An 18,749-nucleotide genomic window follows, 5' to 3' on the forward strand; every position below is an offset into this window, starting at 1 on the left:
GGCGGATAGTGGCACTGGCACCATCATCGATGCCGGCGACGCCATACCTGTGGTGAGCATTGCCGCAACGAGTGATAGCGCCACCGAAGGCGCAGGCGACAGCATCGTCTTCGCCATCAGCCAAACGGGCGCGACGGACAAAGACAGCACCGTCACCGCAAGCCTAGCGCTTGGCGACATGGATGCCAGCGACATTGACAGCATCACCTTTACGGATGCCAATGGCACGCAAACCATCAGCGTGGCGGACGCCATAGCTGGGGTTAGCGTGACCATTCCAGCGGGTAGCAGCGTTCTGCCAACGTTCACCATCACCCCAACTGACGATGCCATCTATGAGGTCTCAGAAGCCCTGAGCATGAGCATCAGCAATCCGATCAACGCCAGCATTGGCACCGCCACCGACAGCGCCACCATCTTCGATGAAGATGCGGCAGACGGCACCGTCAACGAGGGCGACAAACCGACCGTCAGCATTACCGCCACTGATGCACAGGCGATTGAAGGAGTAGACAATGTCCTGAGCTACACGGTTGAGCAAGATAATGAAAGTAACTTTGACACCATAGTGCAAGTTTCTGTTGATCCTAGCAGTGATATAGAAGCATCCGATATTGCTTCGATTACTTATACCAATTCCTCTGGTAACGCAGTGACCATTACTGGCAGCACCGCCATTCAAGCGGTACTTGATGGCACTACAGTGCTTGACGTCAAAGTACCTTCAGGCAGTACAGCTGCACCTATCATCACTGTTACCACCAATAATGATGACATTTATGAAAGCAGTGAGCAGCTCAGTTTTGTGGTCATTAGTGCTGATAATGCAGAGATTGATAGTACCGTTGCAACAGGCACTATCTTAGATGAAGACGCGGCAGATGGTACGCCTCAAGAAGGTGATAAGCCTACGGCGATCGTTACTGGAGACAGTGTGACTGAGGGTAGTGCGCTTGATTTCACCGTTGATTTAAGCAATGTATCTGAGTCTGATACAACAGTAGCGCTGACGTTAGCGAATGGTACAGCGTTACTGGATACAGATACTGGCACGCCTGTCGAAGTAAGCTTAGATGGTGGCAACACCTTTAGCACGGTTACTGTTGCTATAGATGGTACCTTTAGTGTGGATGTTCCCGCTAATAGCACGGATGGTATCATCGTGCGTGTCCCGACGACGAATGACAATATTGATGAGCCAGATGAAACCATTACACTGACAGCAAGCGCAACCGACCAATTCACACCAAGCACAGCAACTGGTACCATCATTGATAACGATGATGCGCCTGTTATTTCAATTGTTGGTGCTACTTTAGTAAATGAAGATGCTGGTACGGTCACTTATACCGTTAGCTTAACTAACCCGTCATCAACGGCTGTGACGGTTGATTATGCCACTAGTAATGGTACAGCCACTGCTGGGGCTGATTATAGTGCAAACTCAGGTACGTTGACTTTTGCACCAGGGGAGGTAACCAAAACGGTAACGGTTGCTATTACTGATGACACCCTGTTTGAAAATTCTGAGAATTATACAATCGCTTTATCTAATCCATCACTTAATGCCAGTATTGATAGCACGCAAGCCAGTGTTACGACCGCCATTACCGACAATGATATAGCGCCAACTATCACTATTGAAGATACTGACGCAGCCACAACCCCACAAGATAACAGCGTGGTTGAAGGCACAGGTAACACTGTGACTGGCGCTATCAACATCACTAACCCGCAAAGTGTTACGGCTTTAACTATAAATAACACGGATGTGACCACAGCGACTACTGCTAACCCTGTCATTATTAATGGTAGTGAAGGACAACTGGTTGTTACTGGTTACAACTCGGCCACAGGCGTGCTCACTTATGCATATACTGAAGATGGCAGTGCCGAAACGCATAATACTGCTGGTGACAATGTATTAGACCAATTTACCGTCAATCTTACCAACAGTGCAGGTGGAACTTCATCTGACACGCTAGATATTCGAATCATTGATACCGCGCCTACTGCCAATCCAGATACTAATAGCCTTACTGAAGAAACAGACAAAGTAACAGGTAACGTGCTCACGGCTACTGGTGCCGCTGCAACAGATGTCGCCGACAGTTTAGGGGCAGACGCAACACTTGTTACGGCGATAGAGTCAGTCACATCTACCACGGTGGCGGGTACAGTAGGTGGCAATACACAAGGCGACTATGGTGTGCTTTCGCTTAATGCTGATGGTAGTTATAGTTATGATCTCGATAACGATGCAGCACAGTATCTTGCTGTAGATGAAAGCTTAACCGAAACGTTCAACTACACCATCACAGATGCTGATGGCGATAGTAGTATGACAACGCTCACCATTACGATCAACGGTACTAATGACAGACCTGTCATTACTAACGTGGCTAATGGTAATAATATTATCGAAACTGCGGCAGTAATAATAGAGCAGACTACGGACACGACGGCTATTACTCGAACTGGTACCATCAGCTTTACGGATACTGATGACAGTGATGAGCCGACGATTAGTGAACTGGCTGCAGAAAACATTTATGTCTATGACCCAAATAACTTGACCTTTACTGATACTACTCCATTAAGCGATGCTCAAAAAGCGGCTTTATCAAGCATCTTTACCGCAGAAAATAATGCAGGTAGCTTTGAAGAAGGCAGTTGGAGCATTAATGCTGCTGCAACGGTTCTTGACTTCCTTCCTGAAGGAGAAACCATCACTATTCGTTATGCCGTACAAGTTAATGATAATGAAGGTGTTACTACGGATGCTGATGGTAACGAAATCAGTACCAGTGAGATTCGCTACATTGAAGTGACTATTATTGGTACTGATGATGGTATTGCACTCGTTAACGATACTCAAACAGTTAATGAAGATGTCACATTAACAGGTAATATCTTTGATAACGATACCGATGATGTTGACCTCGGAGAAACGCTGACCGTAGAGAGTTATGAGGTTAATGGTACAACAGTTTCAGTCACAGCAGGAGCTAATGCTGCAACGGCCGTTACAATAGATGGAAACACAATAGGTCAACTCACAGTCAATAGTGATGGTAGCTATACCTTTGTACCAACGGCAAATTATAGTGGTACTGTGCCAACCATTACCGCTAACGTATCGAATGGTTTATCAATAGGTGATGCCAGTCGATCTGCAGATTCTGAGACGCTTGATATTACCGTTACTCCAGTTTCAGATAGGCCTACGCTGTCTAGTGTTTCAGTAACGACTAATGAAGACACGACTGTGGCTCTAGGGTTAACAGCACCAATTATTTCAGACAGCGTTGATCTTACCAGTAATACAGATGATAGCTCAGAGCGTATTGGATTGATCACCTTGAGGAGCGTTCCTACTGGTGTTACTTTGAACTATGGCAGCAGTAGCATTACTGCATCAGGTGGTAATATCACTATTTTACTTAGTGATGCTAATGTCATTAGCAGTGTTGGTACACCAACCATTACGATGACTACTGCTGAGTTTGAAGCGATGACGCTAACCCCACCTACAGATAGTGCCACTAATATCTCGTTTAGAATGTCTGTTACTGAGTATGAGGTCGATAGTACGGGTGCTATCGTCTCAGGGGTAGCAGGGGTTACTGCTAATACAACCATCAGTGTTAATGTACAAGCAGTAACAGATAGCAGTAACAATAATGGCACTGGCGATGATGTCAGTACCTTTGGTTATACGACAGTGGTAGGTGATACCGGGGTTGTGGCTGGTAGTACTTATACTGTTAGTGCTGAAGAAGGAGAGTATATTGACCTACCAATCACTACCGCATTTGGTGATTTAGTCGGCAGTGGTAGTAGCCAAGAGACCTATGGATTTGTGATTAGCGGCTTACAGCCAGATGCTGTTGTTTCATTCACACCTGCTGGTAGTAGTACGGCGACCGAGTATACTGTTGATAGCAATGGTCAGGTATTGATTGGTGTGGATTCTGCGACACCTACCTCTACCACATTGGCCGTGAGTAGCGGCTCAGAGCCGAAGATCAGTATTAAGTCAGCCATCTATAATTCACTTGATATGGACAATATTACTGTATCGTTATACACCCAAGACCACGATGCTGATTCGACCCCAGCAAACAAAACGGTTGAGCTAATCAGTACGGTGACGGTTGATATGACGGTAACACCTGTTGCGGGTCAAGTGACCGCGAACGATGTGGAAACTACTGAAGATACGGCCATCACGCTTGACCAATTCAACTTCCAAGTGTTGGATAATCAGTCGAACAGTATTACTGAAGAAGTCATCACTGCGATTCGGTTTACCTTGCCAGAAGGTTGGACTTATAACGATGGTACCACTGAGACAGTAGGTGCGAGTGGCGGTACCCCTATCGTCATCACAGACACCTCTAACTTAAGTGGTTTGTCACTCACGCCACTTGCGCAATCTTCAACAGATACTGACATTGCTTTTGAGGTGACAAGTTTAGACTTGGATGATGACGGAGGTTTAGGTGCTGTCTCTCTAAGTACAACAACAACGTTAACCCAAACGGTTACGATTACACCAGTGGCTGAAAAAGTTGGTGAGGATATTGATGTTGATGGCATAGACGATCTAACCATCAATCCAGACCATGCATACACGAATGTTGCACAAGAAGAAATCGCCTTTAGCCTTGGTGTTGATAATGCATTTACATTGCTCACTGGCTGGACCAACCAAGATGACACCGTTGACTTTGGACAAGAAAGTTATACTACCGCTGCAAATGATTCTGAGCAGACTTATGCCCACCTAACGTTTGGTTATAAAAATACTAGCGGTGCTAGTGGCTTTGAAGCAGTTGAAGGCGCGGTCTTTACTTATAGTGATGGTACGAACACTATTACACTTACCGATAGTGGCACTGGTGTTGATATTCCAGTTGCCTATCTGAATAGTGTGACAGTCACCTCGCCAGAAGACTATAGCGACTTCAACCTTGCCGCTGATACCGAAACAGCGGTCAAAGTAGAAGCCAAAACCATAGATTATGATGAAGATACAGGCGCTGAGGTCGAGGCCATCAGTGGTGAGAGCTACCTGACCTTTAAAGTGGTAGGTGTGGCTGATAGTGTATCACTAGGCGTTGACCCAGCTTACGGTAATGAAGATCAAGCACTCGCTGGCGGCAATATGCGTGACGGGTCATCGACTGCTGTCGTTAATCCAACGAATGGTATTGCGCTGCAAATTCGCCCAAGCTCGCGTGATGATGATGGCTCTGAAGTTTATAACGTGACCATTGCAAATATTCCAGTAGGCGCGAAGCTGTATGTCGATGACAATGGCACCATTACTGAATTAGATACCAGTAGTGGTACGGTGACAATATCAGATTATACCAATGACGTGACCAGCCTTTATTTTGTTCCTGCTGAAAACTACAGTGGTACGGTCAATTTGAAAGTATCTGCAGTGAGTGAAGAGAGTGATGGCGATATTAGTGCATCTAGCGCCATACTTAATTTGCCTGTTACCGTTATAGGCAAGGCAGATCTTATATTAAATGATACGCTAGCCACTGAAACCGCTACAGTGACAGCCACTGATGGTCAAGCAACCATTAAGGATTACACCTACGTAGGTGCTGAAGATGCTGGTAATATCGCGTTATCAGAGTTCTTCTCTGATTCGGACAATATCGCTGCTTACGATAGCAGTGTACCCACTGCCGAACAAGTCACTTATAAAGTGACCGGTTTGCCAACAGGGTTTGATATTACAGGTGCCGTATTCTTAGGTGGTAGTGGCCTCACACGCAGTTGGTCTGTATCTTTAGATGCACTTACAACTGGTACAGCAGAACTGGTAACGCCTAGCAACTTCGCTGGTGAAGTCGATTTTACTATCACTGGTACAACCACTGAAACCGTCTCTGGTAATAGTGCCACGCATAATACTCAAAGTGTATCGGTGCTAATAACACCAGATGCGACTGACAGTGTAGTGGCCAACCCACAAGTGCTAGCGACCGAAGATGTTTGGACGACTGTCAACTTCCTTTCTGTTTACAGCAGTACAGATACGACAGCACTGGCAAATATTGCGACTGGTTACGAGGCATTAGAAACCATTATTTTAAATGCTAATGATCTAATCAGCAGAGATGTGGCATTACGTGTGGATGGTACGGAAGTAGTACTAGTGGCAGATGAGACGTATATCTATACGCCAGATCAGCTCATTGAGATTATGTATGATGATGACAAGCGTCATAGTGATACCAATGTCAACATACCTTTTGGTTACACGTATACCGACACGGCCACGTTAACAGATGGTTCAACTGTCACCACCACGTCAGCAGTCATTACTGGCAACCAGGTAAATGTTACTTTCCAAGCCGTCACTGACCAGCCGACCATAACATTGACAGAAGATGCGACTCCTAATAATACTATTGATAATAGTGGCTCAAATGACACAGCTTCAGTCACGGTTTCATTGACCTCGCCTGATCAAGATGACTCAGAAAGCTTTACTCGTCTAGAAATCAGCAATGTGCCGGATGGTATTTTGGTAGTGGGGGGTATATTGGCAGGTAGTACTTGGTATGTGGATGTGCCAGATACTGCAATAACAGCTTTAGCACCAGCACCAGAGTATGAGTTGGTATTCATCAGAGATACCAACATAGTTAATATACCTGAAGGTACTTTTGATATTACGGTCGTTGGGGTCACTCAAGATATTAACGGAGATGGTATTGACGGTAATGAAGTAAAAGTTTCAGAGACTTTCTCAATTACGCTAGACAGAATCGGTACTGGAGGAGACCCTGTCGATCCAGATTTGATCAATACGCTTGAAGCCACCTCGGCACCTCAGTCAGAAGATACGCCTATTGTACTGTCTACTTTGATCAATGCGACGTTAAACTCCGACCCCACAAGTGCAGTAAGTGCTTATAGCTTCACATTGACTGACTTACCAGATGACACGGTATTGACCAGTAGCAATCCAGACGTGCAGGTGCAGAAAATTGCAGGCCAATGGATTATCAGTGTGGAGGCGAGCGCTGGCTTAACGCCTAACGAGGCACTAGCAGCAGTAACACTGACACCGCCTGCTGACTTTAGCACTAATGAAGACGGTCAAGAGCTTGTTTTCAATGTTGAGTTTACAGCTTTGAATGATGAAGGCTTAGACGACAATAAAATTGAGAATGTTAAAATTGAAATCAGCCCCGTCACTGATGCCTTTGATAACGATGACCAGACTTCAGTCGTTTCAACTGATGAAGATACAACAGTGGATATTGTCATTGATCTCACCAACAGTGCAGACGGTGACTATGTGTCACTAGTTGATGGTAAGTTGTATATTCAGGTCGATGAAACAGGATTAACGACAGGATCAGGCACTGCTGGCGTATTAACGTATAATGGTATAACGGTGACACCAGATATTAACGGTGATTATGTCATCGATCTAAACAATGGCGCAGGAGACTTAGTTAATCCTCCTGATAGCGTCACTGTTCAATATACCCCTGCTGCGAATGCTGATGGTAGTGCCACCATCACTGTAAATGCGAATCACAAAGAAGTGACCAATGTGTCTGGAACGGCTGATGGTGCTATCGTCACATATCAGCACAGCTATGACGTCACCGTTACGGCGCAGCCAGATGCGATTAGTATCACTGGGGTCGGTAATAATGATGGAGACAATGACCCATTAACAGTGACTGCTACAGGTGATGAAGATACCTTAATAGCCATACCTTATGAGATTGGTTTAAGTGATACTCAAGGTGACAACGATGGCAGTGGAGGTACTGTGGAGGATATCGCCGCTGCTATCAGCCTAGATAACGTACCTAATGGCTACTTGGTGTATTATGTCAATTTGTCAGGAGATCTAGTCTTGGCCAGTAATAACGGTGTGTCAGCAACTAACGCTGACAATAACTCATGGTCAATCGATGCGAGCAAACTGCTAGCTGGCACGGATAATATCTTTATTGCAGCGCCAGAAAACGAAAGCGGTGTCATCACGGGTATCGAGATGAGTGTGATTAGTGATAGCGGTGTAGTGAGTGCTCCGCTTGAGGTGACGCTCGATGTGACGCCAGTTGCTGATGATATTGATTTCAACCCTACTGCTGTGATTGGCTCTCAAGGTAAGTGGACAGCGCTTAACTTAAATGCGGCTATGGTCGATATTGATGGCAGTGAAACAGTCAATGTGATACTGACGGGTACGAACCTGTATGGTAATGTGCTCGATGTGAAAACCAAAAGTGGCACTGCTATAAGCAACGTTACGTATGATTTTGATGAGGTTACTGGCATTGGCACTTATACCATTATAGGCGTCACACCAGATCAGCTTAATGAATTGCTTGTAAAAGGAGCCGTGCCATATACAGGTACATTAGAGATCAGTCTACAAACAGTTGAATCAGCTAATGGCGATGACCTGACAACAGCAGCAGCAGATCTTTCTGTTAACATTGCTCCAACGTTAACTTTCAGTGGTACTACAGAAGATGATGTCTTGATTTCAGTCAATCAAACGGCAGCGCTCAAATATTCTGGTGGTGCTGGCAATGACACCTTTATCGGTGGTAGCGGTAAAGATACCCTAAATGGCGATGCCGGAGATGATACCTTGACGGGTAACGCCGGTAACGACACGATTAATGGTGGTGAAGGCAATGACACCATCAGTGGCGGTCTAGGTAACGATATCCTCAGCGGCGGTGCTGGCAATGATATTATTGATGGTGGTGAAGGTAATGACACCATCAATGGTGGCGCCGACAACGATACGATTGATGGTGGCGCCGGAAGCGACACGATTGACGGTGGTACTGGTAGTGATACGATTAATGGTGGTGCTGGCAGCGATACTATAGTCTTTGATGCTGCTGACACAGTCATAGATGGTGGCGATGATAGTGATATATTACTGATCAATGTGGCAGGTACGAGCATCGACTTTGGTAGCTTTGACTCATCAGTGTTTGAGAGCATCGAAACCATTAACATGTTTGGTAATGGTGCACAATCACTGACCAATTTATCGACCAGTGATGTGCTTGATATCATTAATGATACCGTAATGACTGATAAAGATTTGATTATTAAGGGTGATTCTGCTGATAGTGTCACATTGACAGGCAGTGATTGGAGTAGTAGTGGCACGACGACTCAAAGTGGCGTGAACTATAATGTTTATAGCTTTTCTGATACCGATGGTACTCATGACTTACTAATTCAGACATCCATCACGACGACGGTCATATAATGATGTTAATGAATAAAGCATTGTTTTTATATCTACTCATTAAATAACTGTAAAAAAGCCATAATTAATTATGGCTTTTTTATTGGGTGGTATTTGATATCTATGCATGGCGCTGATTATTGGTAAATAATGAATAACTCCTAGCTATATCATCATTTAGCATTCAGCGGTTTGATAGGCGTAATAGGATAGTCACCATTGGACGGTGGTGAGGTAGTATCCGTGGTTGGTTGCGTTTGTTGTTCAGGTGATCTAGGCGCTGGTTTCACGCTTGATATGTTTTTTTGCTGTTGCTCAATCTGTTGTTGATTGCGTTTTTTGACCTCATCAATGAGCTTGGCCAGTTGTTCGCTGTCTTTATCGATCTCTGTATCTAACGATTCGTACTCCTTGGTTTTTTTGAGCGTGTATTCAGGTGTACTGTCTTGATTGTCTATGGTGGATTTTGGGCGAGTTTGGTTGTCGCCAGTGAATGCTGGCTCTGTTCTAGCGTTGCTATTGGTTCTTGGTGCATTGTCTTCAGCTAATGATGGTGTCGATTTTATAGGAGCCGTTTTTTTAGTAGCAACATTACTATTAGCAACCGCCGCAGTCTTAGCGTTATTAGATGAAACTTGATTTGATCCCGGAACCGTTTGTGTGGCGGCTTCCTCTTCAGTTAATGATAAAGGTGGTTTTTCAACAGTTTCTACCACTGATGGCAAGGCAGAAGGCTCAATTACAGGTGTTGAAGCAGTTGGTTTTGATGATTTATCATCAAAAACTGCAAAATAAATGATGACAGCTATGACGATATGTAGCATGACAGCTAGCACAATGGCGAGCATGGATCTGTCTTTCGGTTTGGTAGGCGGGGTAGGTGATGGCGAGCGTTGTGTCATGGTTTTTGATCCCTACATTGAAACTAAATATTGGACATTAGTTAATTTTTTCTAAAGTTTTATCGTCAGGTTTTTTTAAAGTTATATGCCCTATAGACACGTGCTCAATTAATATGATGGTTTAGTTATCTATAGACATGGTATAAACTACAGCGTAGTGATAGCAATAGTACTTAGCAAATAATGACAGACTTCCGCTTGTAAAGCATTGCAATTCTTTATTTTATTAAAGTAGGACTGAGCCAAACTAAATGAAAGTTTATTATTATGACCCATTGAAAAGAGGGCTGCCCCATATGGTAGTTGTGGCAATACGTAGGTACTATGGCGTGGCATTCAGTCTGTTGCTAATGTCGCTATCGAGTACAGCATTCGCAGCAGAATCTGATGGTTACATGAATACGCTTATTAGCCAAGCCATTCAGACCCACCCTTTAGTTGGTTCAGCACGTGCAGAGCAAGAAGCAACCACAGAGAGTATACGCGCAGCGAAGCTCAATATGTTGCCCGAGCCCAGCGTTTCATCAGGTTATGATAACGACGATGGCCAGATATCGCAGTTACAAATACGCCAGTCATTATGGACTGGAGGCAAGCTGACTGCCGATATTAACCAAGCAATATTTGACGACAAGGCGGCAACGGAGACTGTCTACGAAAAACAAAATGAAGTTGCCAAGACTACGATTGAGGCATGGCAAAGCTATATGACCGCTGTCTCTCAACAGCAGGTCTATTACGACAATCTGCAGTTGTTGGCAGAGTTTGAGGAAATGATGAAACGCCGTGTGAGTCAAGGCGTCTCTGCCCGTATCGATATGGATTTGGTGGCTAACCGTATCTTACAGGAGCAAAACTCTTATCAAGGTACGGTTGAGCAGCAGCGTATTGCCATTGCCAGACTAGAACAAATTACTGGTCGTAGAATATCGCCAACAGAATTGCCTGCACAGAATCTAACTGAGCTCGTTAGTCGTGCCAAAAGCTATTCGCAATCCTTTGAAAAAATGGCATTCGATCAAGCCAGCTTTTATAATCCTACGGTTGTCAAAGAGCAGTATCAAGTCGAAGCGGCCAAACAAGGAGTCAAGTCACAGCAAGCCTCTAGCTATCCGACACTGTATGCGCAATATGCGTATGACTATTATCATGAAGATGATAGCAATAGTGAAGGTGCGTTTTCGGTGGGGCTAAGCTACAATCCTGGCGCAGGATTTTCTAGCTTAGCATTAGCAAGGGCATCAGCCTCTCGGGTTAATAGTTTAGAGCAGTCAAAAGAGGCGTCAAGGCGTCTCGTGCTCGAAACCATACAGACGCAATATCAGCAATTCGCCAGTGCAAAAGATCAAGAGCGTTCATTGATTGCAGCCGTTGCAGGCGCGCAGATTGTTGTCAGCTCTTATCGTCGTCAGTTCATTGCGGGTCGAAAATCTTGGCTAGAAGTCCTCAATGCGGTACGTGAGCATTCGCAATATCAAGCACAGCTGGTTGAGATTCAAACCTCTATTATCGCCGCTTACTATAAGCTACAAGTTGATTTCGGTCTGATGTCTTGGCAACAGTATGGCAAGAGCCGTGAGTCACAATCGCTATATAGACCTCTAGATCCTGTTAAGAACTGGCTAAAGAGTCAAGAGAGTACAGCACCGCGAACAGAGAGCTCCGTCATACAGCCTATCATTATGAAAGATAAAGACATGGTGACGTATCCTATTGACGATTCTTATGATGCCTATGATTATCCTAGTAATAGCGGTAGTAATACAGGACTGCTAACGGATATTCCATAAGCGGCTGGCAAGCCACCTATTCATATTCATAAGCCATCATAGACAATTGTTTTTACGCATTCGTTTTACGCATTGTTTCATTATTTATTATCAGTTTAATCCATGGGATATATTTATCATGAGCACACCGGTTCCAGCTTCTAATGACAAAACATCGGATAGTGAGCTGATGGCAGATGCTACAACACAACTATCGATAACAACGCCCAATGACTCGCTAGATACCCATGCATTATCATTGGCAGACGCATTACGTACCTTGCTAACAGAGCAAGGCTATCCTATTGATAATGTAAGATTGCAAGGTGTTATCTATCAGCAGACAAGCATATCAACGCTTGCAGATATTATTCATGTGCTAGAGCAGTTAGGTATCGATCAATTGCCTCAATCACTGCCTGAGCCAGATGCCGCATTTTTGCCGTTATTAGCACTGCACCCCGCACAAGGTTGGGGCATCATTCAGCAGCTTAATCCGCAAGGAAAATGGGATTTTAAGCAGTTTGATAATGTTACCGCACATGCAGGAACTGATTTTGTGCATTCGTTGCGAGTTCGTTTAGAGGAAGAGCCTAGCAAACGCAAACAATCCTCATTCGATCAGCTCCTCAAAAAAGACCTAAAAAACTATCGCGGTATCATCGTTGAAGCAGTGGTCGCCTCATTTTTGATTAATATGCTGGCGCTCGCTGTATCGCTGTTTTCCATGCAGGTCTATGACCGAGTGATTCCGACGCGTAGTGAGTACACCCTAATTATCTTGGCAAGCGGTGTAGGACTGGTCATCTTATTCGAAACGTTTATGAAGTTTGCACGCTCAAAGATTATGGATAAAGTGGTGGTCAACCTTGATCAGTACTTGTCACGTGAGGTGTTTCAACGCTTATTAAATGTACGTATTGATCAGATGCCAGGATCAGTCGGCTCGATGGCAGCGCAGCTTCGTGGCTACGAGCAAGTCCGCGGGTTTTATACGGCCAGTACTTTATTTGGTCTCGTTGATATTCCGATGTCCATTATTTTTGTGTCTTTGATTGTCGTGATTGGTAATCCGTTAGTAGCTTTGGTGCCTATTATAGCGGCAATAATAGCTATTATATTGGGTTTGAGTGCCCGCAAAAAAATCGACAGTATCGCATCGATTGGTGCATCAGCCTCTTATCGTAAGACAGGTATTTTGGTTGAGACGGTAGAAGGTGTTGAGACTATTAAGGCAGGGGCAGGCAATTGGAAGTTCCTATCGCGCTGGCTAGATGTGATGAATATCACGACCAAAAACGATTTAGATATGAAGCATGCTAACGATAACCTCAGTTATTTATCGCAGATGATTCAGCAGACCAGTTATGTCGGTATTGTTATTGTTGGCTCATTTGTGGTGATGTCTGGTGACATGACGATGGGTGGACTAATAGCGTGTTCTATTTTGGGTGGGCGTATTTTAGCACCAGTCATGAGCATCCCAGGATTATTGGTTCAAGCTTCACATGCTAAAGCGGCTAAGCTTAATATTGAGCAGCTGTTTTCACTGCAGCAGGACAATCATGGCGTCAGTCATCCACTGTCACCTAGCCGAATTGCTGGTAATTTTATTCTAGATAAAGTCACCTTTAACTATCAGAACAATGATCAACCCGCATTGGCCATCAATAAGCTTAATATAACTGCAGGCGAGCGAATTGCGGTACTGGGGCCAATCGGCTCTGGTAAGTCAACGCTGCTTAAAGTGCTGTCGGGCTTATATGCGCCAACACAAGGTCGCATACTGCTAGATGGTTTGGATATCCAGCAGATTAGTCGTGAGTCAATGAGTGAGCAGCTCGGCTATCTACAGCAAGACCACAGGCTCTTTGAAGGTACTCTGCGTGACAACCTATTGATTGGACTGCCAGCGCCTAGCGATGATGTCATGCGTGATGCTCTTATCAAGACGGGTTTGATAAAACTCGTGGCCAGTCATTCTAGTGGTTTAGATTTGCCGATTAGTGAAGGCGGTAAAGGACTATCAGGAGGGCAAAAGCAATTGGTTGCCTTTACTCGTCTACTCTTAACCAAGCCTTCTATACTGCTCATGGATGAGCCAACCGCATCGATGGACAATCGCCAAGAGTTGCAGTGTATTGATGTTCTCAGAAAAGAGTTTGGAGACGGGCAGACATTGATAGTTGCTACACATAAAATGCCGCTTTTGCAGTTGGTTGATCGCATCATTATTATGGACAATCAACAAATCGTTATGGACGGCCCCAAAGCACAAGTGTTAGAAAAATTACAAGGTAACGATACACAGCAAAAAGCAAATAAAACCTCCATTAAAGTGAGTAACCCTAAAGTGACTGTCATCAGTAATAAAAAGACGTCAGCGAACGGCAATGGCAATAACAGCGACAATCTAGGAAAAGACCATGAATAACTATCAGCATAAAAATCATGATCCGAAAGTTGGGCGCACGCGCATTATTATTTGGGGCGCTTTACTCGGAATTGTAGTACTGATTGTCTGGGCATACTTCGCTCAAATCGATCAAGTAACCAGAGCTTCTGCTACGGTCATTGCTAGCGCTCGTACGCAAGATATTCAAGCGGCTGAAGGTGGCGTGCTGACTGATATCTTAGTCAAAGAAGGTGAAGAGGTTAAGAAAGGGCAGCTGCTAGTCAGACTAGAAGAAGAGCGCGCGCAAGCAGCAGTGGCCAACTCAGGATCAAAAATAGCCGCATTAAAAGCGAAAATAGCAAGATTGGAAGCTGAAATATTTGAGCGACCACTGGTCTTTCCAGAAGGTATCAAAAATTATAGTGAATACATAGAAAACCAAACGCAGCTATACAATCGTCGTCGCCAAGCGATCGATCAAGATGTTAACTCACTACAAAAGATGATGGTACTGGCCCAGCAAGAACTGAGTATGAATGAGCCGTTGTTAACTTATGGTGATGTCAGTCAAGCGGATGTGATTAAGTTGCGCCGGCAAGTTGCTGAGATTCAAGCGCAAATAACTAACAAGCAGAATAAATACTTTGAAGAGGCGCAGTCAGAGATGACTAAGTCGCAAGAAGAGTTAGATGTGGAGCTTGAGCAGTTGCGCGATCATTCACAAGTGCTAGAAGAGAAAAATCTATTTGCTCCCACAGATGGTAAGGTCAATAACATCCTTATTACCACCATTGGCGGCGTCGTGAAGCCCGGCGAGATTATTATGGAGATACTACCAACCAGTAGTGACCTTATCGTTGAGGCGAAAGTAAGTCCGGCAGATATTGCTTATGTTAAAGAGCAGCAGGTTGCTAGTGTCAAGCTAGACGCTTATGACTATTCTATTTTTGGTGCAATGAACGGTAACGTGATCTATATCAGTCCCGATACTCTAATGGAGCAGACGCCTAAAGGGGAAGAGCCTTATTATCGAGTACAGATAAAAATCACAGGTGCCGAGTTTGCGGGTCGTCGTGATGAGATTGTGATTAAACCAGGTATGACGGCTTCGGTTGATATCAAAGCGCAAGAGCGTTCTGTACTGTCTTATCTGACGAAACCTATTACCAAGACATTCTCAGAAGGATTAGGCGAGCGTTAGAGGCTATCAGTAAAAAAGCGATAACCATATAGTATAGAATTTTCAAAGAGAGCCACGATACATATATGTATCGTGGCTTTTTTTATCCAAACTTTTCGATAAAGCTATTATTTATAATATAGTCGATTCAGTTTAAAAGAGAGACAAGGCAACTGAGTACAGATGTAACTGTGATACTTCAAGTGAGGTTAATGCTGTCACTCTGTTATAGGGGATTGACTATAGATTGAATCAGTACGGTCGTTTGTACTTATCTATTTATTGCTGTTAGTCAGCAGTATTCATGTCAATATACTTTGATTGCTCCAAATCGCGTAACAACCCGACTAAAATCCCCATTAAAAAGCCACTTATTTTTAAGTGGCTTTTTAATGGGGATTTTAGTCGTAAGTCTTACTTTACTGACAATAGAAACATGACAAATACTACTTATATCGATTGTAATGTTGCTTCCGTATCACTGAGGTTTCTTAATTATTTGTTGCATTTCGAGTCAATATGATATGGCTTTGTCCGCTTGCGAGTTAACCTGTATTAAAGAGGTTATTAGATAGTAATAAGTCTCTTACAATTCACACTTCCACAAAAACTTTCGTTCACTGACTATACCGCTAGCAGCGTTATCGGCTCTGGCAATGACTTATACAAGCGACTAAATAAGATATAGCAACTGGTTGTCTAAGGTGAATAAATAGTTAAATCCATATAAATCTGCCACATCGTTATCTTTGCCAACCGTACTAATGTATCGCTTGCACTTGGATTACTTTTATCTAAGTTATTTGAATTCAACAATAGCCATACATCAAACAATATTCTTTAAGAAAAGTAACATTTATTGCTAAAAATTGGCTTTCGTGTGTTGTTTTTATTTTCTCTCTATTATATATTTATATATAAGGTTTTTATTTATATTATTTAATTTGTAAAGAGATTTTTTTGATACCAGTAGTCACATATAAATGAATGTATATATTCATAAATAATTATATGTGAAAAATAAGAAGCGTATTTCTTCGTAGCGTCATTAACCTTTAAGGTTAAATGATAGTTGTTTACGTGTTCAACTTTTAATTCATAAGGAGAAAATGTTATGGAAAACAAAATTATATTTTTATCGACAGTATTTTTCATAACGATGGGCTTAACAGGCTGCCAAACTATAAAAGAAAGTCAGAAATCATCTCTATCTAACAGTGCGGTCAAAACTAATTGGGCAAAAAATCATGAAGTGTTCAAAGTTATGCCTGATGATTCCTTACAAGAAATGGAAAGTAGAATTGTATTCTTCCGTAATGCCAATAGTAATCCATTAGGTAATATCAACCCACGTAATATCAATATAGGCATGGGCCCTAATAGTGCGTTTCAAGTGAGTCTGACAAACGGACACTATTCAGACCTTAGGGTATGTAACGGCTTACAGCTTATCAATGTCAAAGTGCTAGATGAAAAAACTGGCAAAATCACTAATTACTCTAAACAGTATCAACTTAGCCCCCAAACGACAACTTATCTACAAGTTGCTTCATCAAAAGAAGGTAGTCCTATCATTCAGCAGGTACCCGCTGATGAAGCATTGTTATTAATGAAAGAAAGCACTCGTCAAAATCATCAAATTAGTCGAGTGCCATCAGATTGCAACCATTCAAATAAAAATCTAAAAAAACAGCCTATTTAAATATTTATTAAGAATAAAAATCTTTATTTAACGATACTTCTTGAAAGAAGTACAATAAATCCACTTTTGTGGATATATGGAATATAAAGACTATTTTATCGATATAAAGAGTAATAAATAAAAAAATGCATAGCGCTATTTATATATTTGTTTAAGCGAATTAACTAAACCAACGCCTAATTTTATATTGATATTTATTGACTTAGAGTTAATTAAGGATGATGTTATGAATACTATAGTTATCAAAGTAAATGACACGGTACAAACTATTTCTGAGCATAAAGTTATTACACAGGACGGCAAACCTACAATAATAAAAGCTGTCGACAAAGTGAACTATGAACTTCTTGACGAATCGACGGGCTATGCTCCACATCATATTGTGACTAAGCGGATAAATAACGACCTTCACGTTTCTTTTGAAGAAAATAGCGAAAGTTCTGAACTGATCATGGAAGGGTTTTATGATGGTATCGATAGTGCGCTTATCGGTATCGCTGAAGATGGTAACTATTATTACTACATTCCTAATACTGGTGAAGTGACCGATTATGTCACTGAGTTACAACTGGGTGAAGTACAGGGACAAGCGTTGGGTGGAGAGGAATATGCTACACCTTGGTGGGTAGGTGCGACAGCAGCTTTTAATGCTCTTCCTTGGCTAGCTGGATTGGCAGGTCTTGGGTTAGCAGGCGCGGCACTTTCTGGTGGTGGATCTGGCGGTGGTTCTGATAATGGCGACACTACGGCACCAGATGCACCAGTCATTGATGCGATCACAGGCGACGACATCGTCAATGGTGCTGAAGCGACAGCTGGATTTACCATCACAGGCACTGGTACTGCAGGTGACACTATCACCTTAACCAATGAAGCAGGTGATCAAATCGGGTCGCCAGTGATCGTTGGTACAGATGGCACGTGGAGTGTGACTGTGACTCAAGCAGACGTCGCTGCAATGGGTGAAGGCGCAGAGCAACTAACGGTAACAGCAACCGACCCTGCTGGTAACGTTAGTGCACCTGCGACCAAAGATATCAGTGTGGATACGATGGTGCCAGATTCGCCAACTATTGAAATTAATGAAAACGGTACTGAGATTGTTGGAGTAGGCGAGCCTAATTCGACGATTAAAATTGATACTAATGGTGATGGTGTACCTGATTACACTGCTGAAGTAGACAACAATGGTGACTATGTCATTGATACTAGCGAAACACCATTAATTGATGGCGAAACAGTGACAGCAACGGTTACTGATGCTGCTGGTAATGAGAGCAATTCAACTAGCATCATTGCACCAGAAATAGATGACGCCGACGCCGACGCCGATGCTGATGCTGATGCTGATGCTGATGCTGATGCTGATGCCGACGCTGATGCCGACGCCGATGCTGATGCCGACGCCGATGCTGATGCCGACGCCGATGCTGATGCCGATGCTGATGCCGATGCCGATGCTGATGCCGACGCTGATGCCGACGCCGATGCTGATGCCGACGCCGATGCTGATGCCGACGCCGATGCTGA

Annotated in this window: 7 protein-coding genes; 6 read left to right on the forward strand and 1 reads right to left on the reverse strand. The window is 43.5% G+C overall.

Annotated elements, in window-relative coordinates; all coding sequences use genetic code 11:
- The first annotated feature begins 52 nt into the window (after positions 1-52).
- A complete protein-coding gene (locus tag I6E61_RS13835) occupies positions 53-9,292 on the forward strand; it encodes a Calx-beta domain-containing protein (protein WP_320158596.1) in 9,240 nt (3,079 codons plus the stop codon).
- Between the two features lie 152 nt (positions 9,293-9,444).
- On the opposite strand, the gene I6E61_RS13840 is transcribed toward I6E61_RS13835, so the two are convergent.
- Positions 9,445-10,173, reverse strand: a complete 729-nt coding sequence (locus I6E61_RS13840; protein WP_197135283.1) for a hypothetical protein — start codon at positions 10,171-10,173, stop codon at positions 9,445-9,447.
- Positions 10,174-10,469: 296 nt separating this feature from the next.
- Between I6E61_RS13840 and I6E61_RS13845 the strand changes: the two genes are divergently transcribed.
- The 5 genes from I6E61_RS13845 to I6E61_RS13865 all read left to right on the forward strand — a co-directional run.
- A complete protein-coding gene (locus I6E61_RS13845) occupies positions 10,470-11,963 on the forward strand; it encodes a TolC family protein (protein ID WP_197135284.1) in 1,494 nt (497 codons plus the stop codon).
- Between the two features lie 118 nt (positions 11,964-12,081).
- On the forward strand, positions 12,082-14,376 hold the full coding sequence (locus I6E61_RS13850) for a type I secretion system permease/ATPase (RefSeq protein WP_197135285.1): 2,295 nt from the start codon (positions 12,082-12,084) through the stop codon (positions 14,374-14,376).
- Positions 14,369-15,538, forward strand: a complete 1,170-nt coding sequence (locus I6E61_RS13855) for an HlyD family efflux transporter periplasmic adaptor subunit (RefSeq protein WP_197135286.1) — start codon at positions 14,369-14,371, stop codon at positions 15,536-15,538. Before I6E61_RS13850 ends, I6E61_RS13855 begins: the two co-directional genes overlap by 8 nt.
- Positions 15,539-16,631: 1,093 nt before the next feature.
- A complete protein-coding gene (locus tag I6E61_RS13860; protein WP_197135287.1) occupies positions 16,632-17,219 on the forward strand; it encodes a hypothetical protein in 588 nt (195 codons plus the stop codon).
- Positions 17,220-17,445: 226 nt separating this feature from the next.
- Positions 17,446-18,749: Ig-like domain-containing protein (locus I6E61_RS13865; protein WP_197135288.1), on the forward strand; the 1,304-nt coding region annotated here is incomplete at its 3' end.

The organism is Psychrobacter sp. NZS113, from assembly GCF_015864825.1.
Classification (GTDB): domain Bacteria; phylum Pseudomonadota; class Gammaproteobacteria; order Pseudomonadales; family Moraxellaceae; genus Psychrobacter.

Coding starts and splice junctions, on each gene's coding strand:
- I6E61_RS13840 (WP_197135283.1), bottom strand. CDS start 10,173: ATGACACAACGCTCGCCATCACCTACCCCGCCTACCAAACCGAAAGAC.
- I6E61_RS13845 (WP_197135284.1), top strand. CDS start 10,470: ATGGTAGTTGTGGCAATACGTAGGTACTATGGCGTGGCATTCAGTCTG.
- I6E61_RS13850 (WP_197135285.1), top strand. CDS start 12,082: ATGAGCACACCGGTTCCAGCTTCTAATGACAAAACATCGGATAGTGAG.
- I6E61_RS13855 (WP_197135286.1), top strand. CDS start 14,369: ATGAATAACTATCAGCATAAAAATCATGATCCGAAAGTTGGGCGCACG.
- I6E61_RS13860 (WP_197135287.1), top strand. CDS start 16,632: ATGGAAAACAAAATTATATTTTTATCGACAGTATTTTTCATAACGATG.